At 63.9% G+C, this 24575-nt stretch carries 24 protein-coding genes; 13 read left to right on the top strand and 11 right to left on the bottom strand.

The features are described 5' to 3' along the window. Positions 1-74: 74 nt before the first annotated feature. Both QCE49_RS19585 and QCE49_RS19580 read right to left on the bottom strand, forming a co-directional pair. Entirely contained in the window at positions 75-1451 is a 1377-nt protein-coding gene (locus QCE49_RS19585; RefSeq protein WP_008347296.1) for a sensor histidine kinase, read from the bottom strand. Further along, positions 1441-2118 carry a response regulator transcription factor gene (locus tag QCE49_RS19580; RefSeq protein WP_008347294.1) on the bottom strand — a complete coding sequence of 226 codons (678 nt, stop codon included), beginning with the start codon at positions 2116-2118 and terminating at the stop codon, positions 1441-1443. Before QCE49_RS19580 ends, QCE49_RS19585 begins: the two co-directional genes overlap by 11 nt. Positions 2119-2285: 167 nt before the next feature. Between QCE49_RS19580 and QCE49_RS19575 the strand changes: the two genes are divergently transcribed. The 3 genes from QCE49_RS19575 to QCE49_RS19565 are packed head-to-tail and all read left to right on the top strand — an operon-like array spanning position 2286 to position 4985. Further along, positions 2286-3302, top strand: coding sequence for an ABC transporter substrate-binding protein (locus QCE49_RS19575; protein WP_008347292.1), 1017 nt, complete (start codon positions 2286-2288; stop codon positions 3300-3302). A 10-nt stretch (positions 3303-3312) separates the two neighbouring features. Further along, complete coding sequence (locus QCE49_RS19570) at positions 3313-4101, top strand: ABC transporter ATP-binding protein (RefSeq protein WP_008347290.1); 789 nt, start codon at positions 3313-3315, stop codon at positions 4099-4101. A gap of 23 nt (positions 4102-4124) precedes the next feature. After that, a complete protein-coding gene (locus QCE49_RS19565; RefSeq protein WP_008347288.1) occupies positions 4125-4985 on the top strand; it encodes an ABC transporter permease in 861 nt (286 codons plus the stop codon). A gap of 66 nt (positions 4986-5051) precedes the next feature. On the opposite strand, the gene QCE49_RS19560 is transcribed toward QCE49_RS19565, so the two are convergent. The 3 genes from QCE49_RS19560 to QCE49_RS19550 all read right to left on the bottom strand — a co-directional run bounded on the left by QCE49_RS19560 (position 5052) and on the right by QCE49_RS19550 (position 6937). Next, positions 5052-5375 carry an outer membrane protein assembly factor BamE gene (locus tag QCE49_RS19560; RefSeq protein WP_008347287.1) on the bottom strand — a complete coding sequence of 108 codons (324 nt, stop codon included), beginning with the start codon at positions 5373-5375 and terminating at the stop codon, positions 5052-5054. Between the two features lie 64 nt (positions 5376-5439). After that, entirely contained in the window at positions 5440-6195 is a 756-nt protein-coding gene (locus QCE49_RS19555; protein ID WP_008347285.1) for a phosphatase PAP2 family protein, read from the bottom strand. A 52-nt stretch (positions 6196-6247) separates the two neighbouring features. Next, entirely contained in the window at positions 6248-6937 is a 690-nt protein-coding gene (locus QCE49_RS19550; protein ID WP_250441164.1) for a hypothetical protein, read from the bottom strand. A 248-nt stretch (positions 6938-7185) separates the two neighbouring features. Between QCE49_RS19550 and fae the strand changes: the two genes are divergently transcribed. The 6 genes from fae (at position 7186) to QCE49_RS19520 (ending at position 12643) form a co-directional block, all read left to right on the top strand. Next, positions 7186-7695: a formaldehyde-activating enzyme gene (gene fae / locus QCE49_RS19545; protein ID WP_008347281.1), complete on the top strand. Its 510-nt coding sequence runs from the start codon at positions 7186-7188 to the stop codon at positions 7693-7695. A gap of 13 nt (positions 7696-7708) precedes the next feature. Further along, complete coding sequence (locus tag QCE49_RS19540) at positions 7709-8746, top strand: aldo/keto reductase (RefSeq protein ID WP_008347280.1); 1038 nt, start codon at positions 7709-7711, stop codon at positions 8744-8746. Then, the gene (locus QCE49_RS19535) at positions 8743-10182 is read left to right on the top strand and encodes an NAD-dependent succinate-semialdehyde dehydrogenase (protein WP_008347278.1); all 1440 of its coding nucleotides are present in this window, start codon (positions 8743-8745) and stop codon (positions 10180-10182) included. The genes QCE49_RS19540 and QCE49_RS19535 overlap by 4 nt, the downstream gene beginning before the upstream one ends. A gap of 106 nt (positions 10183-10288) precedes the next feature. Continuing rightward, positions 10289-11659, top strand: a complete 1371-nt coding sequence (locus tag QCE49_RS19530; protein WP_008347276.1) for an MFS transporter — start codon at positions 10289-10291, stop codon at positions 11657-11659. A 215-nt stretch (positions 11660-11874) separates the two neighbouring features. Beyond that, the gene (locus tag QCE49_RS19525; RefSeq protein ID WP_075583513.1) at positions 11875-12306 is read left to right on the top strand and encodes a BPSL0067 family protein; all 432 of its coding nucleotides are present in this window, start codon (positions 11875-11877) and stop codon (positions 12304-12306) included. Beyond that, entirely contained in the window at positions 12293-12643 is a 351-nt protein-coding gene (locus tag QCE49_RS19520) for an STY0301 family protein (RefSeq protein WP_008347274.1), read from the top strand. The genes QCE49_RS19525 and QCE49_RS19520 overlap by 14 nt, the downstream gene beginning before the upstream one ends. Before the next feature lie 22 nt (positions 12644-12665). Here QCE49_RS19520 and QCE49_RS19515 read toward each other — a convergent pair whose 3' ends face one another. The 6 genes from QCE49_RS19515 to aldA form a co-directional block, all read right to left on the bottom strand. Beyond that, positions 12666-13547, bottom strand: coding sequence for a LysR substrate-binding domain-containing protein (locus QCE49_RS19515; protein ID WP_250458073.1), 882 nt, complete (start codon positions 13545-13547; stop codon positions 12666-12668). 11 nt (positions 13548-13558) lie between these two features. Beyond that, the gene (locus tag QCE49_RS19510) at positions 13559-14479 is read right to left on the bottom strand and encodes a LysR substrate-binding domain-containing protein (RefSeq protein WP_033535896.1); all 921 of its coding nucleotides are present in this window, start codon (positions 14477-14479) and stop codon (positions 13559-13561) included. Between the two features lie 158 nt (positions 14480-14637). After that, entirely contained in the window at positions 14638-16296 is a 1659-nt protein-coding gene (locus QCE49_RS19505) for a GMC family oxidoreductase (RefSeq protein ID WP_175982056.1), read from the bottom strand. 17 nt (positions 16297-16313) lie between these two features. Continuing rightward, positions 16314-17531 (bottom strand): mandelate racemase/muconate lactonizing enzyme family protein, encoded by a 1218-nt coding sequence (locus tag QCE49_RS19500; protein WP_250458074.1) that lies wholly within the window; start codon positions 17529-17531, stop codon positions 16314-16316. Then, a complete protein-coding gene (locus QCE49_RS19495; protein WP_008347266.1) occupies positions 17528-18832 on the bottom strand; it encodes a nitrate/nitrite transporter in 1305 nt (434 codons plus the stop codon). Before QCE49_RS19495 ends, QCE49_RS19500 begins: the two co-directional genes overlap by 4 nt. Positions 18833-18947: 115 nt before the next feature. Further along, entirely contained in the window at positions 18948-20372 is a 1425-nt protein-coding gene (aldA, locus tag QCE49_RS19490) for an aldehyde dehydrogenase (protein WP_250458075.1), read from the bottom strand. Between the two features lie 280 nt (positions 20373-20652). On the opposite strand from aldA, the gene QCE49_RS19485 reads away from it, so the two are divergent. The 4 genes from QCE49_RS19485 (at position 20653) to QCE49_RS19470 (ending at position 24420) form a co-directional block, all read left to right on the top strand. Continuing rightward, positions 20653-21798 carry a porin gene (locus QCE49_RS19485; protein WP_175982058.1) on the top strand — a complete coding sequence of 382 codons (1146 nt, stop codon included), beginning with the start codon at positions 20653-20655 and terminating at the stop codon, positions 21796-21798. A gap of 185 nt (positions 21799-21983) precedes the next feature. Then, a complete protein-coding gene (locus QCE49_RS19480; protein ID WP_250458076.1) occupies positions 21984-22646 on the top strand; it encodes a response regulator transcription factor in 663 nt (220 codons plus the stop codon). Beyond that, positions 22643-23926: an ATP-binding protein gene (locus tag QCE49_RS19475; protein ID WP_008347260.1), complete on the top strand. Its 1284-nt coding sequence runs from the start codon at positions 22643-22645 to the stop codon at positions 23924-23926. Before QCE49_RS19480 ends, QCE49_RS19475 begins: the two co-directional genes overlap by 4 nt. A gap of 23 nt (positions 23927-23949) precedes the next feature. Continuing rightward, positions 23950-24420, top strand: coding sequence for a hypothetical protein (locus tag QCE49_RS19470; protein ID WP_250458077.1), 471 nt, complete (start codon positions 23950-23952; stop codon positions 24418-24420). Positions 24421-24575: the final 155 nt, after the last annotated feature.

The raw sequence follows: 24575 nt of genomic DNA, 5'->3' as shown, positions 1-24575 counted from the left end.
TGCGATAGTTTCGCTGCAAACGAGAAGTATATTTTCAAAGCAGCGGTGAAATTCGTTTGGTCATTCCATAGCATTTACGAAAGATGCGTGAAGCGCACCGTCACGACCACCCCACGATCCGGATGCTCGCGCTGCGCCAGCACGATCTGCCCGCGATGCGCCTGCACGATCTCCTTCGCAATCGCGAGTCCGAGGCCGGTTCCTTCCGTATCCGCCGATGCGCGATAAAACGGCTCGAACACGCGACTGCGCGCTTCGGCGGGAATACCGGGGCCATCGTCGATGACGGTGAGCGTCACGCGTTGCGCATCGCGCATGACGGCAACGGTCACGTGCCCGCCCGGCTGCGTATAGCGAATCGCATTCTCGACGACGTTGTACACGAGCGCCGACAACAATCCTTCATGGCCGATGATCCACGCCGATTCAACCAGCTCCGCGCCGAGATCGATCTCGCGCTTCTGCGCGAACATCGCCAGATCCTCGATCACGTCCTGCGCGATGGCGGCAAGATCCACCTTCTGCCGCGCGAGTTGCGCGTAGTCCGCGGCTTCGGCCTGCGCGAGCAGCAACAGCTTGTTGGTGAGACCGACCATCGAACGATTGCTTCGCTGCATCGCCGCGAGCGTTTCATTCAGCGACGGCTCCATCGCGCGATGCTGCCGCGCGAACTGCAATTGCGTCTCCAGCAGCGTGAGCGGCGTGCGCAACTGATGCGCCGCATCCGCGATGAAACGCCGCTGCGCCGCGACCTGAAGCCCGAGCCGCGCGATGCACTGATTGATCGCATCGACGATCGGCCGCAACTCCGTATGCAAGCGCTCCACGCGCAGCGGCTCGAGCTGCATCGGATCGCGGTCCATCACTTCTTTCTTCACCTTCAGAAGCGGCCGCAGCTCGAACGTCAGTCCGATGCAGGCGAGCGCCACGGCCAGCAACACCATCTCGATCTGCCGCACGAGCTGCGGACGCCATAGCTCGCGCACCATCGCATCGCGCGAAGCCTGCGTCTTGCCGACCGACACCAGCACGCGGCGAATCGCGCCGTTGTCGTACATCTGGCGCACGAAGCCGACGGCGCGTATCGGTTTGCCGTGGAGATCGGCGTCGTAGTAATCGGGCGCGTCGTGGCCGGCGGCGTCGCGCGTCGGGAAATCGGGCACGCCAGCGAGCAGACGGCCATCGTCGACGCTCACGTTGTAGAACACCTGATCGCCCTGCGGCGACGCGAACACTTCGAGCGCGGCCGGCGGAATATCGACGAGCAAGCGTCCGTCCGACCATTCGACCTCGCCCGCGATCATCCGCGCCGATGCAAGCAGCGTGTTCTCCTGCACGAGATCGGCGGTGTGGCGCGCGTTGTCGTAGGCGGCTTTGCCTGTCACGAACACGTAGATCGCGAGCGGCACGAGCAGCCACCATAGAAGACGGACGCGCAGGCTATTGGTCATCGTCCTTTTTGCGCAGCAGATAGCCGAGACCACGCAGCGTGACGATCGCCGCCGAACTGCCATCGAGCTTCTTGCGCAGCCGCGAGACGTAGATTTCGAGCGCGTCTTCGCTCGGGCTGTCTTCGTGCGTGAAGATCGTATCGAGCAGCGACGCCTTCGACACCGTCTTGCCGAGACGCAGGATCAGCGCTTCGAGCACGCTGCGTTCGCGCGGCGTCACGTTGAGCGGCGCGCCTTTGAGCGTGAACTGGCGCGTGTCGATATCGAACACGAGATCGCCGCACGACACCTCGTTCGCCGTCGACGAACTGCGCCGCCGGATCATCACCTTCACGCGCGCGACGAGCTCTCGCACTTCGAAAGGCTTCACCAGGTAATCGTCCGCGCCCGCGCCGAGCAACTCCACCTTCTCGTCGATGGAACCGCTCGCCGTGAGGATCATCACCGGCGTTGCGTCGCCGCGTTGACGCATGCGGCGCAGCACGTTCTTGCCGGAAAGACGCGGAAGGTTCAGGTCGAGCAACACGACGTCGTACAGATTTGCGCGCAGGAGCTGATCGGCGGATTCGCCATCCTGCACGGTTTCGAGCGTGAACGACTCCTGTTCCAGCATCTTCGCGAGCCAGAGCGAAAGCGTCGGATTGTCTTCGATCAACAGCAGTTTCATGGTGGCGCGATTGTATTGGCTTCGACGAACGATGAAGCATCGGGTTAACACCCATGATTTCGCATCGTCGCAGAAAGCTGGCAGAAGGTTTCGCGTTCCTATAATCGCCGCACAACTGAAAAAGCGGGCCATTCCCAACTTCACGGCCCACATTAAGGAGACTCCTGATGCGTACTCTGCGCCAGATCGCTGCTGTGTCCGGTATCGCTTTCGCCCTCGCCGCCGCTTCCGTATCCGCTCACGCCGAAAAGATTTCGATCATGGTCGGCGGCGCAACCAAGATCATCTATCTGCCCGCGAAGCTCACCGAGCAACTCGGCTATTTCAAGGACGAAGGGCTCGACGTCGAGATCCTGTCGCAACCCGCGGGCGTCGATGCCGAGAACGAATTGCTGGCCGGCGCGGTGCAAGGCGTCGTCGGCTTCTACGATCACACCATCGATCTGCAAAGCAAGGGCAAGGAAGTCCAGGCGCTCGTGATCTTCGGTCAGGTGCCGGGCGAAGTCGAATTGGTCTCGACGAAGCAGGCCGACAAGATCAAGAGCATGGCCGACGTGAAAGGCAAGACGCTCGGCGTGACCGGCCTCGGCTCGTCGACGAGCTTTCTGACGCAGTATCTCGCGCAGCGCGCGGGCGTCACGTCGAAGGAATACACGCTGCTGCCGGTGGGCGCGGACGCGAGCTTCATCGCAGCGATCAAGCAGGAGCGCATCGATGCGGGCATGACGACCGAGCCGACCGTCTCGCAGTTGCTCAAGACCGGCGAGGCGAAGGTGCTCGTCGACATGCGCACGCTCGAAGGCACGCGCGCCGCGCTCGGCGGCACGTATCCGGCGTCGAGCTTCTACGTGCAGCGCGCGTGGGCCGAGGCGCACAAGCCCGAAGCCGCGAAGCTCGCGCGCGCGTTTGCGAAGACGCTGAATTTCATCGCGACGCATAGCGCCGAAGAAATCACCGAGAAGATGCCGAAGGACTATTACGCGAAGAACAAGGACCTGTACGTGGGCGCGCTGAAAGCCTCGCTGCCGATGTTCACGAAGGACGGCAAGATGCCCGCCGACGGTCCCGAAACCGTTCTGAAGGTGCTCGCCGCGTTCAATCCGTCGGTGAAGGGCAAGCATATCGATCTCGCGCGCACGTATTCGAACGAGTACGTGTCGGGCACGGCGACCGCGTCGAAGTGAGGCTTTCACGATGAATCAATCGAATCAACCCGCGATCGAACTGCGCCATGTATCGTGCCGCTTCATCTCGCCGGACGGCAAGGCGACGGTCGCGCTGCGCGATTTCAGCATGTCGGTCGCGAAGGGCGAATTCGTCGCGATCGTCGGGCCGACCGGCTGCGGCAAATCCACGACGCTCAGCATGATTACCGGTCTGCTCAAGCCGACGACGGGCGAAGTGCGCGTGATGGGCCAGCCGGTCGATGGCATCGATCCCCGCATCGGCTTCGTCTTTCAGGCCGATGCCGTGTTTCCTTGGCGCTCGGTGCTCGACAACGTCGCAGCCGGCCCGCTGTATCGCGGCCGCTCGAAGTCCGCCGCTTACGACGAAGCGCAGTCGTGGCTGCGCCGCGTCGGTCTCGACAAGTTCGGCAAGCACTATCCGCATCAGTTGTCGGGCGGCATGCGAAAGCGCGTCGCGCTCGCGCAGACGTTCATCAACAAGCCCGAAATCCTGTTGATGGACGAGCCGTTCTCCGCGCTCGACATGCAGACGCGCACGCTGATGCAGGACGAATTGCTGCAGCTCTGGTCGGCGAATGCGGGCTCGGTCGTGTTCGTCACGCACGATCTCGAAGAAGCGATCGCGCTCGCGGATCGCGTGTTCGTGCTGACCGCGCGCCCCGCGACGCTCAAGAAGGTCTACGAGATCGACCTGCCGCGTCCTCGCATCACGTCGGAGATTCGCTATCACCCGCGCTTCATCGAAATTTCGCGCGATATCTGGCACGACCTGCGCGAAGAAGTGCAGATCGGTTGAACCCGCCTCAAAGGAACATCACTATGTCCACGCCTCAACAAACGATGCCCTCGGGCATCGATCCCGGCACGCTCGCGCAAGTCGAACGCGAAGCGCAAAAGCGCATCAGGCAGCGCAATGCGCTCGTCATCGGGCTGCGTATCGCGGTGCTCGTGTTCGTGCTCGGCGGCTGGGAACTCTCGGCGCGCCTGCACTGGATCGATCCGTTCTTCTTCTCGATGCCGTCCGCGATCTTCGATCAGATCGTCGAATGGTTCGTCGACGGCACGTCGCAAGGACCGCTGCTCACGCAAGTCTGGGTGACGCTCGAAGAGACGATTCTCGGCTTTCTGATCGGTTCGGCCGGCGGCATTTTCTGCGGCATCGTGTTGGGCCGCAACAAGCTGCTGTCGGATGTGTTCAGCATCTACATCAAGATCGCCAATTCGATTCCGCGCGTCGTGCTCGGCTCGGTGTTCGTGATCGCGCTGGGTCTCGGCATGGCGTCGAAGGTCGCGCTCGCCGTCGTGATGGTGTTTTTCGTCGTGTTCGCGAACGCGTTCCAGGGCGTGCGCGAAGCCGACCGTTACATGATCGCGAACGCGCAGATTCTCGGCGCATCGCGACGCCAGGTGACGACCTCGGTCGTGATTCCGTCGGCGCTTTCGTGGATTCTCGCGAGCCTGCACGTCAGCTTCGGCTTCGCGCTGGTCGGCGCGGTCGTCGGCGAGTTTCTCGGATCGAAGCAGGGCATCGGCTTGCTGATCTCGACCGCGCAGGGCGCGTTCAACGCGAGCGGCGTGTTCGCGGCGATGATCGTGCTCGCGGTCGTCGCGCTCGCGGCGGATTATCTGCTGACGGCGGTCGAGCAGCGTCTGTTGAAATGGCGGCCGACGGCGAACTGACGCGTCGAATTTCAGGCTCATAAAACGACAAACCCCACGGCGCGTGGGGTTTGTCTTTTCTGGCGTTCAGCGCAGGCCGACTTCCTTCGCCCGCTTGACGTTGCAGCCCGCGTGCTCCGTATAGACCACGCGATTCTGATTGTTGTAATACACGGACCAGCGGTCGGTGCCGTGCTTCTTGAACGCGTATTCGGTGCACAGCGAATGCCACGGTCCCCAGTTTCCGTCAGGCGGGCCGAGACTGTCCTCGACTTCCGCGCGCGTCATGCCGACCTTTACGCGGCTCATGTATTCCTGCGGATCGGGATCCTTGACGAAGGCCGAACATCCGTTCAGACCGATCAGCACCAGGGCCATGGCCACCGCGCCATACGCTTTCGATTCGAGCATCGTTTCAGCCTCGCAAAAGGTCTGAAACTAACGTCTACAGATGCGCGGAACAATCGAACTAATCCTAAAGCGTCCGGCTACGTCGCCGCACGAATTCCGCCGCGCCGATGCACGCCGCGAGCCACGCGCCGCCCGACGCGAAACCGCCGACCACATCGCCGGGAAAATGCACGCCCATCACCACGCGGCTCACGCCGATCGTCAGCACGATGAAGCACGCGAGCGCGACGATGAGCGGATCGCGGCGCGTCGGCGCGAGGCGCAGCAGCACATAGGCGCACATGCCGTAGCAGACGATCGAGCCGAACGTATGTCCGCTCGGGAACGCGAAGCTTTCGGGCAACGGCACGGTCGCGCCGGTGGGACGGTCGCGGCGCATCATCGACTTGAGCGCCTGATTGAGCAGGCCGCCCGCGCTCGTGACCGCGGCGAAATAGACGGCGAGACCGAAGCGCCGCGTCAGCAGCAGCCACGCGCACATGAGCGCCGACAGCAGCGTGAGGAACCAGGGATCGCCGAGATGCGTGAGCGCGGCGAATCCTCGCGCGGCGAATGCGGGCGTGCCGTCGCGCAGAGCGTCGACCATGCGCTGATCCGCCGATGAAAACGCTGTGCCATGCGCGATGCGCGTCGCGATGGCGATGAACACCGCCGCGCCCGTCGCGCTGACGATGCCCGCCGTAACCGCGACGGCCGCGCCGGAAGCGCGCCGTCCGCGCGCGGCGAAGGCCCACGCGACCGCTGCGAGCGCCGGGCCGGCGAAGAGCGCGATCGCGATGATCGCGGCCGCGTGGCGTTGTGCGAGCGCCGTGTATTCCATGATGTCCTGTTTTCTCCCGATCCCGATCCGTGATTACACGGCGCTCGCGGGCTCAGGACGCGGCTGCGTTGCCCTCCGCTTCGAGCGGCCGTTCCCAGCCGAACGCCTGCACGCGCGCGACGGGCTTGTCCAGGACGAGCACGCCGCAGATGCCGCCGGGCATCGGCAAGGTGAGTCCGTGCCAGTCGGCGTCTGTGTCGGCGTCTGTGTCGCCGCGCTGCGCACGCGACTTGCCGATGCGCGCCGCTTCGTCCCACATCGATTGTCTGGCGGCAGCGTCATGCGCGCCCGTCGATTCGACCGTCAAGCCAAGCCCTATTCTCGCCGATGCCACCGCGACCACGATCCAGATGCCCGAATACGCGACATCGACGTGAACCGGGCCGTCGTCATGCGGATGCGTCACGACGATGCGATCGTCCGGTTCGTCCTCGACGCCCACTTCGTGTGGCTCGCAATGGAACATGTGCGAAAGCACGAGCCGCAGCGTCGCGCGCGCGACGGAAAAGCGCCGCCCGAGCGCGGAATTCGGATGCAGCCGCGTGCGTTTTCGTTCGGCGGGACTGAGCCAGTTCCCGATATTCGATGCCGATGCGAAGCGGAATTCGCTCGGCACCAGCCACAGAAAGACTTCGCCGGGCGCGGGCGGTTCGTGGATCTGCACGCGCGATTTGGCGAGATCGTAGTAGCGCCACGCGACATCGGTGACGGGAAGCGGGGAGATGCGATCGATGGAAGACATGTGCGTCAGCGGACCCGGCGGCGCGCTCACGCCGGAATAATCCGCATTCAGAACAAACTCACATTTTGGGCGCTGGAAGCTTATGGGACGCTTATCCCGCCTACGGGTGATTCCCGAGTTGAGCTTTCATCAATCCGGTCCTCAAAAATCGTCGATTCCTCCCCGCGCGACGCCCGCCGCAGAATGCCTCACATCCACCGCAACGGTGGTTGAACTGCACACATCACGCGGACACAAGGAAGGAGTCAATGGAAAAGAATCTGTTCATCGGCGAAGGCTTCGAAGGGCCGGGCGTCAATCTCGCGCACATCAACGTGCTGGTCGGCCCGCGCAACGGCCCGGCCGGTCAGGCTTTCGCGACCGCGCTCGCGACGCCGTCCGCCGGGCACGCGCCGTTCGTCGTGATCGCGCAGCCGGGCGTGCCGACCAAGCCGCTCACGCTCTATGTCAACAAGGCGCAGATCGACGGCGATTTCCACGGCAACGCGACGTGGGGCGCATCGCAGGCGGGCATCGCGAAGGCGGTCGCCGAATCGCTCGAAAACGGCACGCTGCCGCCGGAAGCGGAGAACGACTGGGTCGTCGTGTCGGCGAACTGGGTCAATCCGAAAACCGACGATCTCGACGCCGTATTCGAGAACAACTATCGCGCGTGCCGTAACGCGATCATCGCCGCGATGGAAGGCCTGCCGCGCAAGGAAGCCGTGTTCAAGGCCGCGCGCGATGTGTCGAATCCGTTCTACACGCCGAAGAAGTAAGGAGTTTTCGACAATGGAATATGTGCGTCTCGGCCAGTCCGGCCTGAAGGTTTCGCGCCTGTGCCTCGGCACGATGAACATGGGCACGCCGCAATGGAAGCCGTGGATTTTCGATGAAGCGCAAAGCGAGCCGATCGTGAAGCACGCGCTCGACCACGGCGTGAACTTCATCGACCTGGCGGATTTCTATTCGACGGGCGTCGGCGAGGAAGTCGTCGGCCGCATTCTGAAGCGGCTCGTTGCGCGCGAGGAAGTCGTCGTGACGACGAAGGTCGGCTACGACATGGCGAGCCATCCGAACGCGGGCGGCCACTCGCGCAAGCACATCATGGACGGCATCGACGGCTCCCTGAAGCGTCTCGGCATGGACTACGTCGATATCTACATGCTGCATTACTTCGACGTGAACACGCCCGTCGAAGAAACGATGCACGCGCTCGACGACATCGTGCGCGCGGGCAAGGCGCGTTACATCGGCGTATCGACGATGTATACGTGGCAGTTCGCCAAGATCATGCAGGCGTGCGAGCGCCACGGCTGGCACAAGCCGATCAACATGCAGTTGCAGTTGAACGTCGCGTATCGCGAGGAAGAGCGCGAGATGATTCCGTACTGCATCGATCAGGGCGTCGGCGTGTCCGTGTTCAGTCCGCTCGCGCGCGGCCTGCTCACATCCGACGCGAAATCCACGCGCAACCAGACCGATTTCTTCACCGCGCAAATGTATGGCGATCGCGCGTCGCAGGACATCGCGGCATCGGTCGCGCGCGTCGCGGCGCGGCGCGGCGTGCCGGCCGCGCAGATCGCGCAGGCGTGGGTGTTGAGCCGTCCCGGGATTGCGTCCATGCTCGTCGGCGCGGATTCGCCGGCGCAATTCGACAGCGCCCTCGCCGCGCTGGACACGAAGCTCGACGACGACGAACTGCACGAGCTGGAGCGCAACTACACGCCGTGCGATCTCATCAACGACTACACGGCGGGGCGGCGCATCGCGCGCGAGGCGCGTGCGGCGCAAGGCGTGTTCGAACAAGCGATGGAGCGCGCGGCATGATCGATCTGATGCGGACGAATCACTACATCGACGGCACATGGCGCGAAAGCGCGAGCACGTATCCCGTGCGCAATCCGGCGACGGGCGAGTCCATCGCGAACGTCGCGCGCGGCGGTCGTGCCGAAGCGCAGCAGGCGATCGATGCCGCGAAGCGCGCCTTCCCCGCATGGCGCGCGCTGACCGCGAAGGAACGCAGCGCGCGCGTGAAGCGTTGGGGCGAACTGATGCTCGCCAATCGCAACACGCTCGCCGAACTGCTGACTCGCGAACAAGGCAAGCCGCTTGCCGAAGCGCTCGGTGAAGTCGCGTACGCGGCGAGTTTCTTCGAATGGTTCGCGGAAGAAGCGAAGCGCAGCTACGGCGACATCATCCCGAGTCCGAAGCCGAACGCGAAGATCGTCGTGACGCGCGAGCCGGTCGGCGTCGTCGCCGCCATCACGCCGTGGAATTTCCCGCTCGCGATGATCACGCGCAAAGCCGGTCCCGCGCTGGCCGCGGGCTGCACGATGGTGCTGAAGCCGTCCGAGGAAACGCCGCTGTCCGCGCTCGCGCTGGCGGTGCTCGCGGAGCAAGCAGGCATTCCGGCAGGCGTGTTCAACGTCGTGTCGGGCGATGCGGTCGCCATCGGCGAGACGCTGACCGCATCGCCCGATGTGCGCAAGCTCTCGTTCACCGGCTCGACGCGCGTCGGCAAGCTGCTCGCGAAGCAATCGGCGGATACGTTGAAGAAGCTGTCGCTGGAACTCGGCGGCAACGCGCCCTTCATCGTGTTCGACGACGCCGATATCGACGCCGCCGTGCAAGGCGCGATCGCGTCGAAGTTCCGCAATACCGGGCAGACGTGCGTGTGCGTGAACCGCTTCTACGTGCAGGACGGCGTCTACGATGCCTTCACGCAAACGCTGACGCGCGCGGTGCACAAGCTGCGCGTCGGCAACGGGCTCGAAGGCGAGTTCGATCAGGGGCCGCTCATCAACGAAGCCGCGCTGACGAAGGTGCAAGCCCATGTCGCCGATGCCGTGAGCAAAGGCGCGAAGGTGCTGACGGGTGGCAAGCCGCACGCGCTCGGCGGCACGTTCTACGAGCCGACGGTGCTCGCGGACGCCACGCCTTCGATGCTCATCGCCGATGAGGAAACCTTCGGTCCGGTCGCCGCGTGCTTCCGCTTCGCGACGGAAGAAGACGTCATCGCCGCCGCGAACGACACGCCGTACGGCCTTTCCGCGTACTTCTACACGCGCGATCTGGGCCGCGCGTGGCGTGTCGCGGAGGCGCTGGAGAGCGGCATGGTCGGCATCAACGAAGGCATCATCTCGACGGAAGTCGCGCCGTTCGGCGGCGTGAAGCAGTCGGGACTGGGCCGCGAAGGTTCCAAGTACGGACTCGATGAATACACGGAACTCAAGTACATGATGATGGCCGGACTCGGCCGCTGAATCATCGCCATACCGCGCATGCACGAAACATAACGCTATCGCGTGCGCGGTTTTCTTGCGGCGTCGATGCGCCGCTCCACTCGAGGTGGAGGAGATACTCTTGGACATGCAAAGCCTGAGCGCGCAGCCGCTCGCCCCGGGCGCCGCCGCGCCCTTCGATACGACGCGCAATCGCGTCGCGCTCGACGATGTGCCGCTGAACCGTTTCCACATCAAGATCGCGGGCCTCACGTTCGGCGCGCACTTCACCGAAGGTTATGCGCTCGGCACGATCGGTTACGCGCTGTCGTCGCTCAACAAACAGATTCCGCTCGACGCGTTCTGGATGGGCCTGCTCGGTTCATCCGCGCTGATCGGCATTTTTCTCGGCAGTCTCGTGTTCGGCTGGCTTTCGGACAAGCTCGGACGTCAGAAGATTTTCCTGTTGAGCTTCATCATCATCACGGCGGCCGCGTTCGCGCAGTTCTATGCGACGACGCCCGCGATGCTCGTCGGCTTGCGCGTGCTGATCGGCTTCGGCATGGGCGGCGATTTCGCGGTCGGTCATGCGATTCTCGCGGAGTTCTCGCCGCGCAAGCATCGCGGCGTGCTGCTCGGCTCGTTCAGCGTGATCTGGACGATCGGCTATGTGATCGCGAACGTGCTCGGCATGCATTACGCCGACGCGACGCCCGATGCGTGGCGCTGGCTGCTGGCCTCCGCCGGCGTGCCGGCGTTTCTGGTGCTCATCATGCGCGTGGGCACGCCGGAATCGCCGCGCTGGCTGCTCGGCAAAGGCCGCGTCGATGAAGCGATGCGCATCGTGCGCAAGCACTTCGGCCCGAACGTCACGCTCGAAGCCGATACGGGCGAGCATTTCGCGGGCAAGGGCGGCTTCGCGCGGCTCTTCAAGCCGGATCTGATTCGCCGCACGATCTTCAATTGCGCGTTTTTCGTGTGCCTCGTGATTCCGTACTTTGCGATCTACACGTTCCTGCCGAGCATTCTCACGGCGATCCGTCTGCCCGAAGGATCGGGCGCCGATCTGCTGCTCAATGGCTTTCTCGTGCTCGGCGCGCTGATCGGCATCTGGCTGACCATCAAGCTGTCGCGGCGCTCGTTCCTGATCGGGTCGTTCGCGGTGTGCTGCCTGTCGCTGTTTGCGTTGAGCGTGCTGCCGTCGTCGGCGAATGTGGGGATGATCGTTGCGTTCGGCGTCTTCACGCTGACGATGTCGGCATTCTCGAATCTCGTCGGCGTGTTTCCGCCGGAGTGCTTTCCGACCGAGGCGCGGGCGTGCGGTGTGGGACTGTCGATCGCGTGCAGCAGGTTGGGATCGGCGGTGGGGACGTTTCTTTTGCCTATCGGGATCGCGCAGGCCGGCGTGCAGATGACGATGCTCGCGCTTGCGGCGGTGTTGCTCGTCGGGATGATCGTGTCGATCGCGTGGGCGCCGGAGACGAAGCATCTGACGTTGAGTGAGGCGAGTGGGGGGTGAGGCCAGGTGCAGTAACGCGCGGCAACGGAAACGTTGCCGCGTTTCATGGCAGATTCGGAATAAACGCGTCGAGGCCGTCCGACATAGTTGTTACCTTTGAGGTGAGCGCCGAGAGGACAAGGCGCGAAGCGGGACGTTGACTCGCGTCATTGCCGACAGAGATTTTCCTGTCATTTGACAGTCTCGTCATTCTGAACATCTCGATCGTTTTCGCCATGAGCTATATCAGTTCAAACTACAAGAACTCACCCTCGGCGCGGCTGAACACTTGGGTATGCGCCCCAGGATCCGCACACGGTCCTTACGACGATGCGCCACCCGATGGTCGCACTGGCCACCCGGACTATTGCGGCGGATGCGTCTCCTATGTCAAGCAAGTATGTCCGTCGCTGCCGGCCACGATTGCATGGAAAAAAGGAGCTGCTGTTAAAAACAACCCGCACATCGTTGAGGGGACCGTCATCGCCACATTCGACAATCACCGACACTTCCACGGGCACGCTGCAATCTATGTCAGTCAGAGTCCCGTCGGCGTAACGGTATATGACCAATACGCGCATCCGCCCAAGCCCATTGGACCGCGCATCTTGCGCTGGGGCCAAGGCTCCGACGTCAACAACGGAGACAAATTCTATGTCGTCGAGTAAGACGCTCGCCTGTCTGACGACATTGCTCCTCGCCGCAAGCGTCAGCGGACTCGCGAAGGCGGAAGCGATCGCGTGTCCTGCGTTGCCGGGCACGCATCTCCAATACGTCGCGGCCTTCGACGGAAAGCCGGAAGAACACGTCCGGCTCATTGCGGATCATGGCGATGCCAAGCGGGGCTATTGGAAACTCGGCTACGTCTACGATCACGGCCGCTCAGTGACCGTTCAGTGCGTCTACGCCAACAAGGAAACGCGGGACTTCACCCTTGAGAAGCGAGTCGATGAGTGCCGATATCGGATCGACGAGCCAGGATCCGCCGAACTCGATTGCACGTAACGCGAAGGCGAAGGCCGCGCACTCAATCCCGCGCCGCCTTCGCTCCCTCCCCGCGCAGCCATTCCGCGAACGCCTGCACGGAATCCGCCCCGGCGAACGAAGGCGCGATATCCAGCCAATATCCGTAAGGCCCTGTAGCCTCCACCGGCGACAGCAGAACCAGCGACCCGTCGTGCAGTTCATCCGCGATCATGTTGCGATCGACGACCGCCAGCCCCGATCCCGCGCGCGCCGCGTGAATCGCCTGATCGAGTGTCGAGAACTCGATGCCGTTCTCGCCGAACGCGCGCGGCAAACCGGCGGCATCGAGCCAGTTGGGCCAGAGCGTGAGCCGCGCATCGTTGTGCAGCACATGCAGCGCGGGCAGCCGCTTCAGCAGCGCTTCGACCGGCTGCCCCGCCAACTTCATCGCGCCGACGAGCACATGCCGCTCGATGAACAGCAGCTCCGACCGATGATCCGCCCGCGCCTCGTATCCGAAGCGAATGCCGCACTGACGGTCTTCGACGGCATCGGTTCGAACCGAGAGATCGATGTCGGGCACGGCGTCCATTAGCGAACCCAGTCGCGGCGAGAGCCAGCGCGTCGCGAAAGTCGGCGGCGCGATCACGGTCAGACGCTTGCGCTCGCTGCGTTGCACGTTGGAAAGCGAACGCGTGACGCGCTCGATCGAATCGAACGCCTCCGACAGGCAAGCAAGCAATTCGGCGCCCTGCTTCGTGAGCCGGATGCCCTTGTGATCGCGATCGAAAAGCTTCGTGCCGAGCGCATCTTCGAGCAGGCGAATTTGACGGCTGACCGCGCCCGGCGTCACGCACAACGCCGCCGCCGACTTGTTGAAGCTCATATGGCGCGCGCTTTCCTCAAAAAAGCGCAACGCGGTCAGAGATGGCAAGCGCCGCACGGTCGGCTCCTTCAGACGAACGCGCTACGCTTGCCGCCGAGCGCCTGCGTCTGTTTCCCGATCTCGCCGCGCAGCCATTCACGAAACAGCGCGACTTGCGGCGCGTCGTCCTGGCCGGTGCGCGTCACAAGCCAGTAAGACTGATGCCCGTCCACTTCGACATCGACGATCGGCACGAGCGTCCCCTGCCGCAACTCGTGCCCGATCATGTGGCGATCGGCGATCGTGACGCCGAGGCCGTCGGTGGCCGCGCGAATCGCGTTGTCGAGCAGATCGAACTCGTAGCCGCCGCGCGTATCGACATTGTCGATGTTCGCCGCCTTGAGCCAGTGCTGCCACGTCAGATAGCGCTGATCGCTCGCCGCGAGCACATGCAGCAGCGTGAACGCGTTCAGATCGATGCCGGTCGTATCGCACTCGGCGAGCAGCGCGGGCGAGCACACGGCGATATGCCGCTCGTTCATCAGCAACTCATTGTCGAGGCCGTCCCATTCGCCATTGCCGAAGCGGATGGCGCAGTCGAGTGCGCCCGATTCGACGAGATCGTCCTTCAGGCGCGTAGTCAGCGTGATTTCGAGTTCCGGCGCGGCGGCGCGCAGCGATTGCAGCCGCGGCATCAGCCAGCGGCGCGCGAAGGTAGGCGGCGCATTGACGCGCAAGCGCGTCAGATGAGTCTTTTCCTGAATGCTGCGCACCGTGAGTTCGATGCGATCGAACGACATTCTGAGCGCCTGCAGCAAGAGCCGCCCCGTCGCCGACAACTCCAGATAATGATGGCGGCGCAACAGCAGCGGTTCGCCGAGCTGCGTTTCGAGCTGACGCACCTGCCGGCTCACCGCGCTTTGCGTCACATGCAGCATTTCCGCCGCGCGCGTGAAGCTGCCGGTGTGCCCGGCGACTTCGAAAGCCCTGAGCGCATTCAGGGCAGGCATTTTTCGCTTCAATTCCGTCTCCTCTTCCTGGCGTTCGACGGGCGCATTGAACACGTATCCGCGCCGGAACGTATCGCTCTTGGGCGACATTTTACGAATCGAGGCAAATTATGCCGCTTCGGGGCGCGAAGACGTTTCATGTCTCGCGCCCGCGTGCATCACGCGATCGCGGCAGGCTCCGCAGGCGCCGACACCTGTTCGATGACTGTGCGGGCATCGTCGAGAATCATGTCCGCGCCTTTCTCCGCGACCATCATCACCGGCGCGTTGAGATTGCCCGACGTGATGTTCGGAAAGATCGACGCATCGACGATGCGCAGGCCTTGCATGCCATGCACGCGCAGGCGCTCGTCGACGACCGCGGTGCGCGCGTCCGGTCCCATCGCGCAGGAACCGCACAGGTGATAGATCGAGCCCGACTGCTCGCGGAAATACTCGAGCATGTCGGCATCGCTTTCGACTTGCGGTCCCGGCGAAATCTCTTCTGCCGTAATCGCCTGCAGCGCGGCCGAACTCATGATCTTGCGCACGAGCTTGCTGCCCTGCACCGCTTCGCGGATGTCCTTCGGCGTCGTCAGCGCGTTGATGCTGATCTTCGCGGCATCTTCCACGCGGTTCGACGCGATTTCGATCGATCCGCGGCTCGTCGGACGGCACGGATTGAAGCACAGCAGGAAGCCCGAATACGGCTCGGGTTCGAGCTGCGCCTTGCTGCTCTTCGGAATCCGATAGGAAAGCGGATTGAAATAGAGCTGCAGGTTCGGCTCTTTCTCGTCGTCATCGCCTTTGAAGAAGCCGCCCGACTGGTTCACGCTCATCGAGAGCGGGCCCTTGCGCGATGTCAGATACCGCATCGCCGCCTTGACCTTGCCGAAGAGCGAGGAGAGTTCGTCGTTCAGCGTCGGCACCGTCGCGCGATAGTAGAAGCTCACGCACAAGTGATCCTGCAGATTCTTGCCGACCGCCGGCAACTCGTGCACGACCGGAATGCCGTGCTTCGCGAGCAGCGCCGCGTCGCCGAGACCGGAAAGCTGCATGAGCTTCGGCGTATCGACCGCGCCCGCCGACAGAATCACCTCGCGCTTCGCGCGGAACTGCAGCGATTCGCCGTTGCGCGTGGCGATGACGCCGGTCGCGCGCTTGCCGTCGAACGTCACGCGGCTCACGCTGACATTGCGCTCCACGCGCAGATTCTTGCGCCCGAGCACCGGATGCAGATACTCGAAGCTGCTCGACGAACGCTCGCCATTGCGCGCGTTGATGTCATACACGGTCGCGCCTTCGTAATCGGGGCCGTTGATGTCGCCGGTCACGGGAAAGCCCGCTTGCCGCGCGCCTTCGAGGAACGTGCCGCAGATCGCGTGCGCGCCCTCTTTCATCGACGAAATGCTGATCTTGCCGTTCGCGCCGTGATACGGCGTGTCGCCGGCCCAGTGCGATTCGAGGCGGCGGAAATACGGCAGCACGTCCCGATAGCCCCAGCCCGCGTTGCCGGCGCGCGCCCAGTCGTCGAAATCGTGCGGCTGGCCGCGCACGTAGATCATCGCGTTGATCGAGCCGGAGCCGCCCTGCACCTTGCCGCGCGGGCAATACAGCGAGCGGTCCTTCAGTTGCGCTTCCGGCTCGCTGTAGTACATCCAGTTGTATTGCGGGTTGTAGTAGGTCTTCGTGAAGCCGACCGGCACCTTGAACCAGAACGAATCGTCCTTGCCGCCCGCTTCGAGCAGCAGCACCGAATGCTCGCCGGACTCGGTGAGACGATTGGCGAGCACGCAGCCCGCCGATCCCGCACCTACGATGATGTAATCGAATTCCATGTTTTCTGCTTTTCCGTTCAGCCCTTGGCGGGCGCGAGATCTTTCACGTCGGCGGGCTTCGCGGCCATCTGCAGATGCAGACGCTCGCCCGTGTACGGCGTATGCGCGCGCACGACGTCCATGTTCAGTTCGACGCCGAGGCCCGGCTCCGTCGACGGAATGATGTAGCCGTCTTCCCAGCGAATCTTCGTCTTGAGCACTTCCGCGTGGAATCCGCCCCACGTCTCGATGCTTTCCTGAATCAGGAAATTCGGCGAGCACGCGGCGATCTGAATGCTCGCCGCCGCGCCGACCGGACCGTTGTAAAGATGCGGCGCGATCTGCGCGTAGTACACCTCGGCGAGACTCGCGATCTTCTTCGCTTCGAGCAGACCGCCGACGCGTCCCACGTTGAATTGCAGGATCGACGCGGCTTTCGCTTCGAGCAGCTTGAAGAACTCGTACTTCGTCGTGAGGCGCTCGCCGGCCGCGATCGGAATGCTGGTTTTCGCGGCGACTTGCGCCATCGCGTCTTCCTGTCCCGGCGGCACCGGTTCCTCGAACCACAGCGGATCGAACTGCTCGAGGCGCTGCGCAAGACGGATCGCCGACGACGGCACCATCTGACCATGCGTGCCGAACAGCAGATCGGCCTTGCTGCCGACCGCCTCGCGCACCTTGCGGCAGAACGTCTCGCAGCGGTCCATCACTTCGAGCGAAATCTGATGCCCCGAATACGCGGTGTACGGGCCGGCCGGATCGAACTTGACGGCCGTGAAGCCGAGCGCGACGTTGTGCGCGGCGCATTCGGCGGCGAGATCGGGATCGTCGTAGTCGTATTCGCCGCGCGCGTTCTTCGGATAGAGATACGTGTACGAACGCAGACGTTCATGCACGCGTCCGCCGAGCAGTTCGTAGACGGGCTTGCCCGCCGCCTTGCCGATGATGTCCCAGCACGCCATTTCGAGGCCGCTGACGACGCCCATCATCGTGAGATCGGGGCGCTGCGTGAAGCCGCTCGAATACGCCTCGCGATAGAAGCGCTCGACATGATGCGGATCGTGACCGAGCAGATAGCGCTCGAACACGTCTTCGATGATCGGCGCCATCGCTTTCGGATGGAACGTCGCCGAATAAATCTCGCCGACGCCCTCGATGCCGCAGTCCGTGCGCAGCTTCACGAAAATCCAGTACATGCCGCCGATATGCGGCGGCGGCACGGCGACGATATGTGTTTCCAGTGCGGCGATCTTCACTGTTGCGCTCCCAGCTTCCTGAGTCGAAGTTTGAACATGATGGCCGCCACGCCGCCGAGCGCGGACATGAAGGCGATATAACCGAAGTACAGTTGATATCCGTACACGCCCGGATAGTTCTGCGTCAGATAGCCGTTGATGAGCGGCAGCACCGCATCGGGCGAATAGCCGACGACGGACACGAGGCCGATCGCGAGGCCCATCGTTTCGGCGGGCACCTTGCATTGATCGAGCAGCGACCAGTAAAGCCCGCGAATCGCGTACGTCATCACGCCGATGAACAGCACGAGCACCGCGACGAGCACATGGCTCGAAATGCCGGGCGCGGCCATCAGCACGATGAGCGCGGCGGATGCGGAGAAGAGCGCGACGATGAGCACGGTCGTCTTCGAGAAGCGATCGCCGAGAAAGCCGCCGCCGATGCCGCCGATCGGGCGCATCCAGAGTTTCAGCGTCGTGATGAAGCCGGCCAGAACCACCGACAGCCCGATCTCCTTCTCATGCAGATAAGCGGAGAAACTGTAAGTCGACCAGAAGACCTGATAGCCGCAGAAGACGATCGCGGAAAGCAGCGCGAGTTGCGGATTCTTCATCAGCGATATGAGATCGCGCAGCACATTGCGCTTTTCGCGCTTCGCCGCAGCCGCCGCCTGCGCGCCTTGCGGATCGCGCACGAGGCCGAGCACGACGCCGAGCCCGATGCACAGGAACGCGTACATGTAGACGACGAGCCGGAAGCCCGCGACCGTCGAATCGCCGCGCGTCTGCGTGACCCAGGCGAACAGCCCGATCGCGATTGTCGCGAGCAGCGCTTCGATCAGGCCGCGCCCGCCGTCGAGAAAGCCGAAGAAGCGGCCTTGCTCGTCGGCGGCGGCGATCGTCTGCACGCGCTTGATGATCGCCGCCCAGAACGTGAGGCCGGTCGTCAGGCCCCATCCGCCGAAGATCACGATCAGCGAGGCGAACGACGGCGCGGTGGAATACCACAGCCCGAGCGCGCCCGTCGCGATCAGCGAGAAGCTGATGAGCAGGCGCGGCGCGACGCGATCCGCGAGCCAGCCGCTCGGCAAATAGCACACGAGGAAGATCGTGCCGAGCGCGGAGTAGAGATAGCCGAGTTGCGCTTCGGTGATATGGAAGACTTCGAGCATCGTCGGCTGATACACCTGCCGCAGATACAGAATCGGATAGATGGCGCCGGCGGCGATGACGAGCAGCGCGAGCTGGATATAGCGGTCGGCGCGCGTGCCTTCGCGCGGCGTCGCCACGCTTTGGCCGGATTGAGCGGGATTCGATGACACAGGCGTGCTCCTCGAAGGGCAGCGGCGCGCGGCGTGCGGACGCCGCGCGGCTGGGCCTTCACTATGTTTTTGTAGAGGGTGAGAAAAGGAATGCGGCCGGAAACGGCCGCGAGAATCAGTACTTCATGACGACGAGACGCGTCTGCGTGAACTCGAGCATGCCGTGCTTGCCGTCGTCGCCGCCGATGCCGGAGCGCTTCCAGCCGGCGTGAAAACCTTGATACGGATCGGCGGGCGTGCGGTTGATGTACAACTCGCCCGCTTCGATCGAATTCGCGACCTTCATCGCCGTGCGGTAGTTCTCGGTGTAGAGCACCGACGAAAGGCCGAACTGATGATCGTTCGCCATCGCGATCGCTTCGTCGATCGTCGCGTACTTCAGCACCGCGAGCACCGGGCCGAACGTCTCTTCCTGCACGATTTCCATGTCCTGACGGCAGTTCGACAGCAGCGTCGGCGGATAGAAAAAGCCCTTGCGATCCGGCACTTCGCCGCCGGTTTCCAGCGTGGCGCCCGCTTCGATCGCGCGGCGGACCATCGCGTGAATGCCGTCGCGCGATGCCTTGTTCACGAGCGGACCCATGTGGCTCGCGTCCTCGTAGCGATCGCCGATCGCCTTCGCCTTCATCTGCTCGCGCAGCAGGCCGACGAATTCGTCGTGGATGCGCTCGTGCACATAGACGCGTTCGATCGCCGTGCAAAGCTGACCGCTGTGCGTGAGCTTCGATGCGACGAGTTCGCGCGCGGCCTTCTGCAGATCGGCGTCCGGCTCGACGATCGCGGGCGTCTTGCCGCCCAGTTCCAGCGAAGGTTTAGCGATGTTCGCCTTGCAGTATTCGAGCACCTCGCGGCCCGCGTTGACGCTGCCCGTCAAGGTAATCATGCCGACCTTCGGATGCGTGCAGACGACCCCGGCGGTCGCGTGATCCATCGCGAGCACATTGATGACGCCGGCGGGCAAGGCCGCACGCTCGACGGCGCGCGCCAGTTCGAACGCCGACAGCGGCGTGTTGTTGCTCGGACGCACGACGACCGTGTTGCCCGCGATCAGCGCCGGCGCGACCTTGCGCATCAGCGTGTAGATGGGGAAGTTGAACGGAATCAGGCACGCGACAACGCCGATCGGCTCGCGATGCAGCACGAGATTTTCGTTCGGCGTATCGCTCGGAATGACTTCGCCTTCGATGCGGCGCGCCCATTCCGCGTGATAGCGCGTGATCTGCGCGGCGTAGACGGCTTCGTTGGTCGCGTCGAGCAGGCTCTTGCCGGACTCGGCCGCGAGCGCCGCGCCGATATCGGCGGAGGCTTCGACGATGGCATCCGCGAGGCGCTGCATATGCGCGCCGCGCTCCGCGGCAGGCATCGCGCGCCACAGACGTTGCGCGTCGGCGGCCTGATCGACGGCGAGCAGCGCCTGCTCGCGCGACGCATTGTGAACGTGGCCCAGCACCTCTTCGGTCGCGGGATTCAGGACGGCGGTGACGTCATCGCTCACGGGCTCGATGAAACGTCCGTTCACAAAATTGCGTTCTGGCTTCATGTGGCGGTTTCCTTGATCGCTGCGCGCCACGACGCCCGGCCGCCGGGAAATCGGACGACCGCTGCGACAAGGCAACGCATTTGCGGGCCATTCTTTCGTGCCTCGCGCTGCAACGACAAGCGAAGAATTCGCTGGAAAAACATTCAAAAAACTCGCGCTCGCTGTTCGACTAAATCCTTTTGCGGCGTCCCTTTAATCGCGCACAATCCGTCGCTCGCCGTCCTCGCCGAGCCTCATGGCTAGGACTTCTTGACGAATAAGTAAAAGACTTGAGACTTTCATGAGAATCAAAGTAATCGCCCTCGCCTCGCTCGCCTGTATCGTGACTTCAGCTCATGCTCAAAGCAGTGTCACCCTGTTTGGCGTCCTCGATGAAGGCTTCGACTACACGAGCAATGTCGGCGGGAATCGTGTCTATGAGCTGACGAGCGGCTATGCGTCGGGAAGCCGCTGGGGCCTGCGCGGCGTCGAAGATCTGGGCGGCGGCACGAAGGCCGTGTTCCAGCTCGAAAGCGGCATCAATTTGAGCAACGGCGCGGCGGGCCAGGGCGGACGCATGTTCGGGCGGCAGGCCTACGTCGGCGTCACCGATAACCGTCTCGGCTCGGTCACGCTCGGCCGTCAGTACGATTCGGTGGTCGACTATCTCGCGCCGACGACGGCCAACGGCAACTTCGCCGGCTATCTCTTCGCGCATCCGTTCGACAACGACAACACCGACAACTCGTTCCGCGTGAACAACACGGTCAAGTACGCGAGCCCGTCGTTCGGCGGCTTCAGGTTCGGCGGCACGTACAGCTTCAGCAACGACACGAACTTCGCGAACAACCGGCAGTACAGCATCGGCGCGTCGTATGCGAACAGCGGCCTTCTGATCGGCGCGGCTTACTTGCGCGCGGATGGCGTCGGCATGAACGCGAACGGCGCAATCGCCACGAACGACGCGAGCTTCATCGCGCAGCGCATGCAGATTTTCGGCGCGGGCGTGAACTACACGTTCGGCAAGGCGACGGCGGGCTTCGCGTACACGAACTCGAGTTATCGCGATCCGGTGACGAACGGCTATATCGGCGGGTCGCTGGCATCGGCGGGCAACACGCTCAACAACCTGCGCTATCAGAACTTCGAAGTGAACGGGAAGTATCAGTTCACGCCGGCGTTCTTCGTCGGCGGTCAGTACGTCTATTCGATGGAAACGTACGACTCGACCGCCGGCACCGTGAAGCCGCACATCCATTCGGCCGGTCTGATGGCGGATTACTTCCTCTCCAAGCGCACCGACGTGTACGTGCAGGGCGTCTATCAGAAGATCGCGGGCAGTTCGACCGGTTCGGTGATGGATCAGGCGTTCATTCCCGGCACGCAGGGTGTGTCGTCGAATTCGGAGCAGTTCGTCGCGCGCGTCGCGTTGCGGCACGCGTTCTGACGGTCGAATCGATGAAATCGCTGTCCGCGTATTAAACGCGGACAGAAAATTCCTAAGCATTTCCTAAGCTTTCGTCTTCTAATCTTGCGGCTTTCCCGAACGCCAAGACGCCGCAAGATGAATCACACGCTCGCCCCAGCCCCCGCGCGCCGCCGTCGGACGCCATGACTGCCCGGAGACACGCCATGAGGGTATTGCTCGTCGAAGACGATCGCATGATCGGCGAATCGGTTCAGAACGAACTGCGCGACGGCGGCTACGCGGTCGACTGGGTGCGCGACGGCAAGCTCGCGCTCACGACGCTCACCACGCACGTCTACGACGCGATCCTGCTCGATCTCGGCTTGCCCGGCGCCGATGGCTTCGCGGTGCTGCGCGCCGTGCGCAGCGGGGCGAATCACGTGCCGCTCATCATCGTCACCGCGCGCGATTCCGTCGATGAACGCATTCGCGGACTCGACGAAGGCGCCGACGATTACCTCATCAAGCCCTTCGACATCTCCGAGCTCAAAGCGCGCATGCGCGCGGTGATCCGCCGCCGCGGCGGGCAGGCCGCGCCGATCATGTCGAACGGCGTGCTCACGCTCGATCCGGCCACGCGCGAAGCCACCTCCGGCGACATCGCGATCCGACTTTCCAGCCGCGAATTCGCGCTGCTGCAAGCGCTGATGATCCGCCCCGGCGCGATTCTCTCGCGCGCGGAAATCGAAGACCGCATCTACGGCTGGAACGAGGAAGTGGAAAGCAACGCCGTCGAATTCCTGATCCATTCGCTGCGCAAGAAGCTCGGCGCCACGGCCATCAAGAACGTGCGCGGCGTCGGCTGGATGGTCTCGAAGCAGCCATGACGCGTTCGCTTCAGTTCAGGCTGTCGGCCTGGCTGTCGGCGCTGATCGTCGCGATCGCGGCGGCGGGCGGCGTCATCGCGTTCCAGACGGCTTTCCACGAGGCCAACGAATTGCAGGACGGCCAGTTGAAGCAGGTCGCCGCGCTCGTCACGCCGCGCACGCTCGCGACGATGCAGCGTGAAGCGCTCGGCCGCGTCGACGGCGCGGATCCTGAGTCGAAGCTCGTCATCCAGACGATCGGCGAGCGAGCGCCGCTGCCGGTCGCGTCCGATCTGCGCGACGGCCTGCAGAACGCCATCGTCCAAGGCACGCGCTGGCGACTCGTCGTGAAGACGCTCGATGACGGCACGCGCGTCGTGATCGGCCAGCAGACGGCGGGCCGCGACGAGATCGCCCGCAACGGCGCGCTCGCCACCGTGATGCCCTTCGCCGCGCTCGCGCTCGTGCTGCTCGCGGCGCTGCATCTGATCGTGCGCCGCCAGTTCCGGCCGTTGAGCGCGCTGTCGGCGAGTCTCGACACACGGCCCGAACACGATCTCTCCGCGCTTTCCCGCGACGCGCTGCCGAGCGAGATCGCGCCCTTCGTCGTCGCGATCAACCGGCTGCTCGCGCGCGTGGAGGCGTCGGTGGCGCTGCAGCGCCGCTTCGTCGCCGATGCCGCGCATGAACTGCGCTCGCCGCTGACCGCGCTGTCGCTGCAGGCCGAGCGCCTCGACGCCGCCGAGTTGCCCGACAGCGCGCGCGAACGGCTCGACGCGCTGCGGCGCGGCCTTGCGCGCACGCGCTCGCTGCTGCATCAACTGTTGACGCTCGCGCGCCTGCAGCAACGCACCGACGCCGATACCGCGCGTTTGCGCGTGCAGGACGTCTTCCGCAATGTTCTCGAAGATCTGATGCCGCTCGCGGAGACGAAGGACATCGACATCGGCGTATCGACGAGCGACGACGTGTTCATCCACGCGCCGCAAGCCGATCTCACCATCATGGTGAAAAATCTCGTCGACAACGCGATTCGCTATACGCCGGCGGCCGGCCGCGTCGATCTCGCGGCGGGCGTTTCGAATGCGCGGCCGTGGATTCGCGTGGCGGACAGCGGGCCGGGCATCGCGCCCGAGGAACGCGCGCGCGTCTTCGATCCGTTCTATCGCGTGCTCGGCGGCGACGCGAACGGCTCGGGCCTCGGGCTCTCGATCGTCGGCACGATCGCGGCGCGCATCGGCGCGACGATCGAACTCGCGGATGCCGCGCCGCGCGGGCTCGTCGTGACCGTCACGATCTGAAGGCGTCGGCTGCCCGAAGCGACATGCACGACGCGCCGGACCATACGCGCCCGCGCGTGTCCGGCGCACGCGCGGCGTGCTATCGTCGATGCGTCATTCCGACGTGGCATTCCGATGCCGCCATCATGAGTCAAGTGCGCTATCCCCTCGGCCCCGATGACCGCGTGCATCTGCTCTGCTGGCTCACGTGCGGATTGCTCGGCGCGTACTACATCGAAGGCGAATGGCCCGATACGTCGTTTCAGGTGCGCGCCGCGCATCGCTGGCTCGACCGGCATCATCGCGCGGCCGACTGGATCGAGACCGCGCGGCTTTCGGTGGCGGCGCACGCGCTCGCCGCGCGCTTCTCGACGATGCTTGACGCCGACGCCTCGCGCAGCGACATCGAACGCATTCTCGAAGGCGAGGATCTCGACTACGAAAGCGTGCTCGTGCAGCGCATCTATCACGAGTGCTGGATCGAGCTGTCGAGCGGACGAAAGCCGTCGCAGTAACGCGTTCCTCCGATCAATTTCCGTGCCGCGCCGCGCGCGTGCCTTGGCGCGTCTCGCGCGCGGGCACGGACATTTTTTTGCGCTGGCGGAATGTGCGGAACCCCACATTGGCGCTCAGGGCGCGGCGATACCATCGGCGCGCCTGCTCGCACGTC

Origin of the sequence: Caballeronia sp. LZ008, assembly GCF_031451435.1 — a bacterium.
Lineage (GTDB): Bacteria > Pseudomonadota > Gammaproteobacteria > Burkholderiales > Burkholderiaceae > Caballeronia > Caballeronia zhejiangensis.
This window is presented reverse-complemented; position numbering and strand designations above follow the sequence as displayed.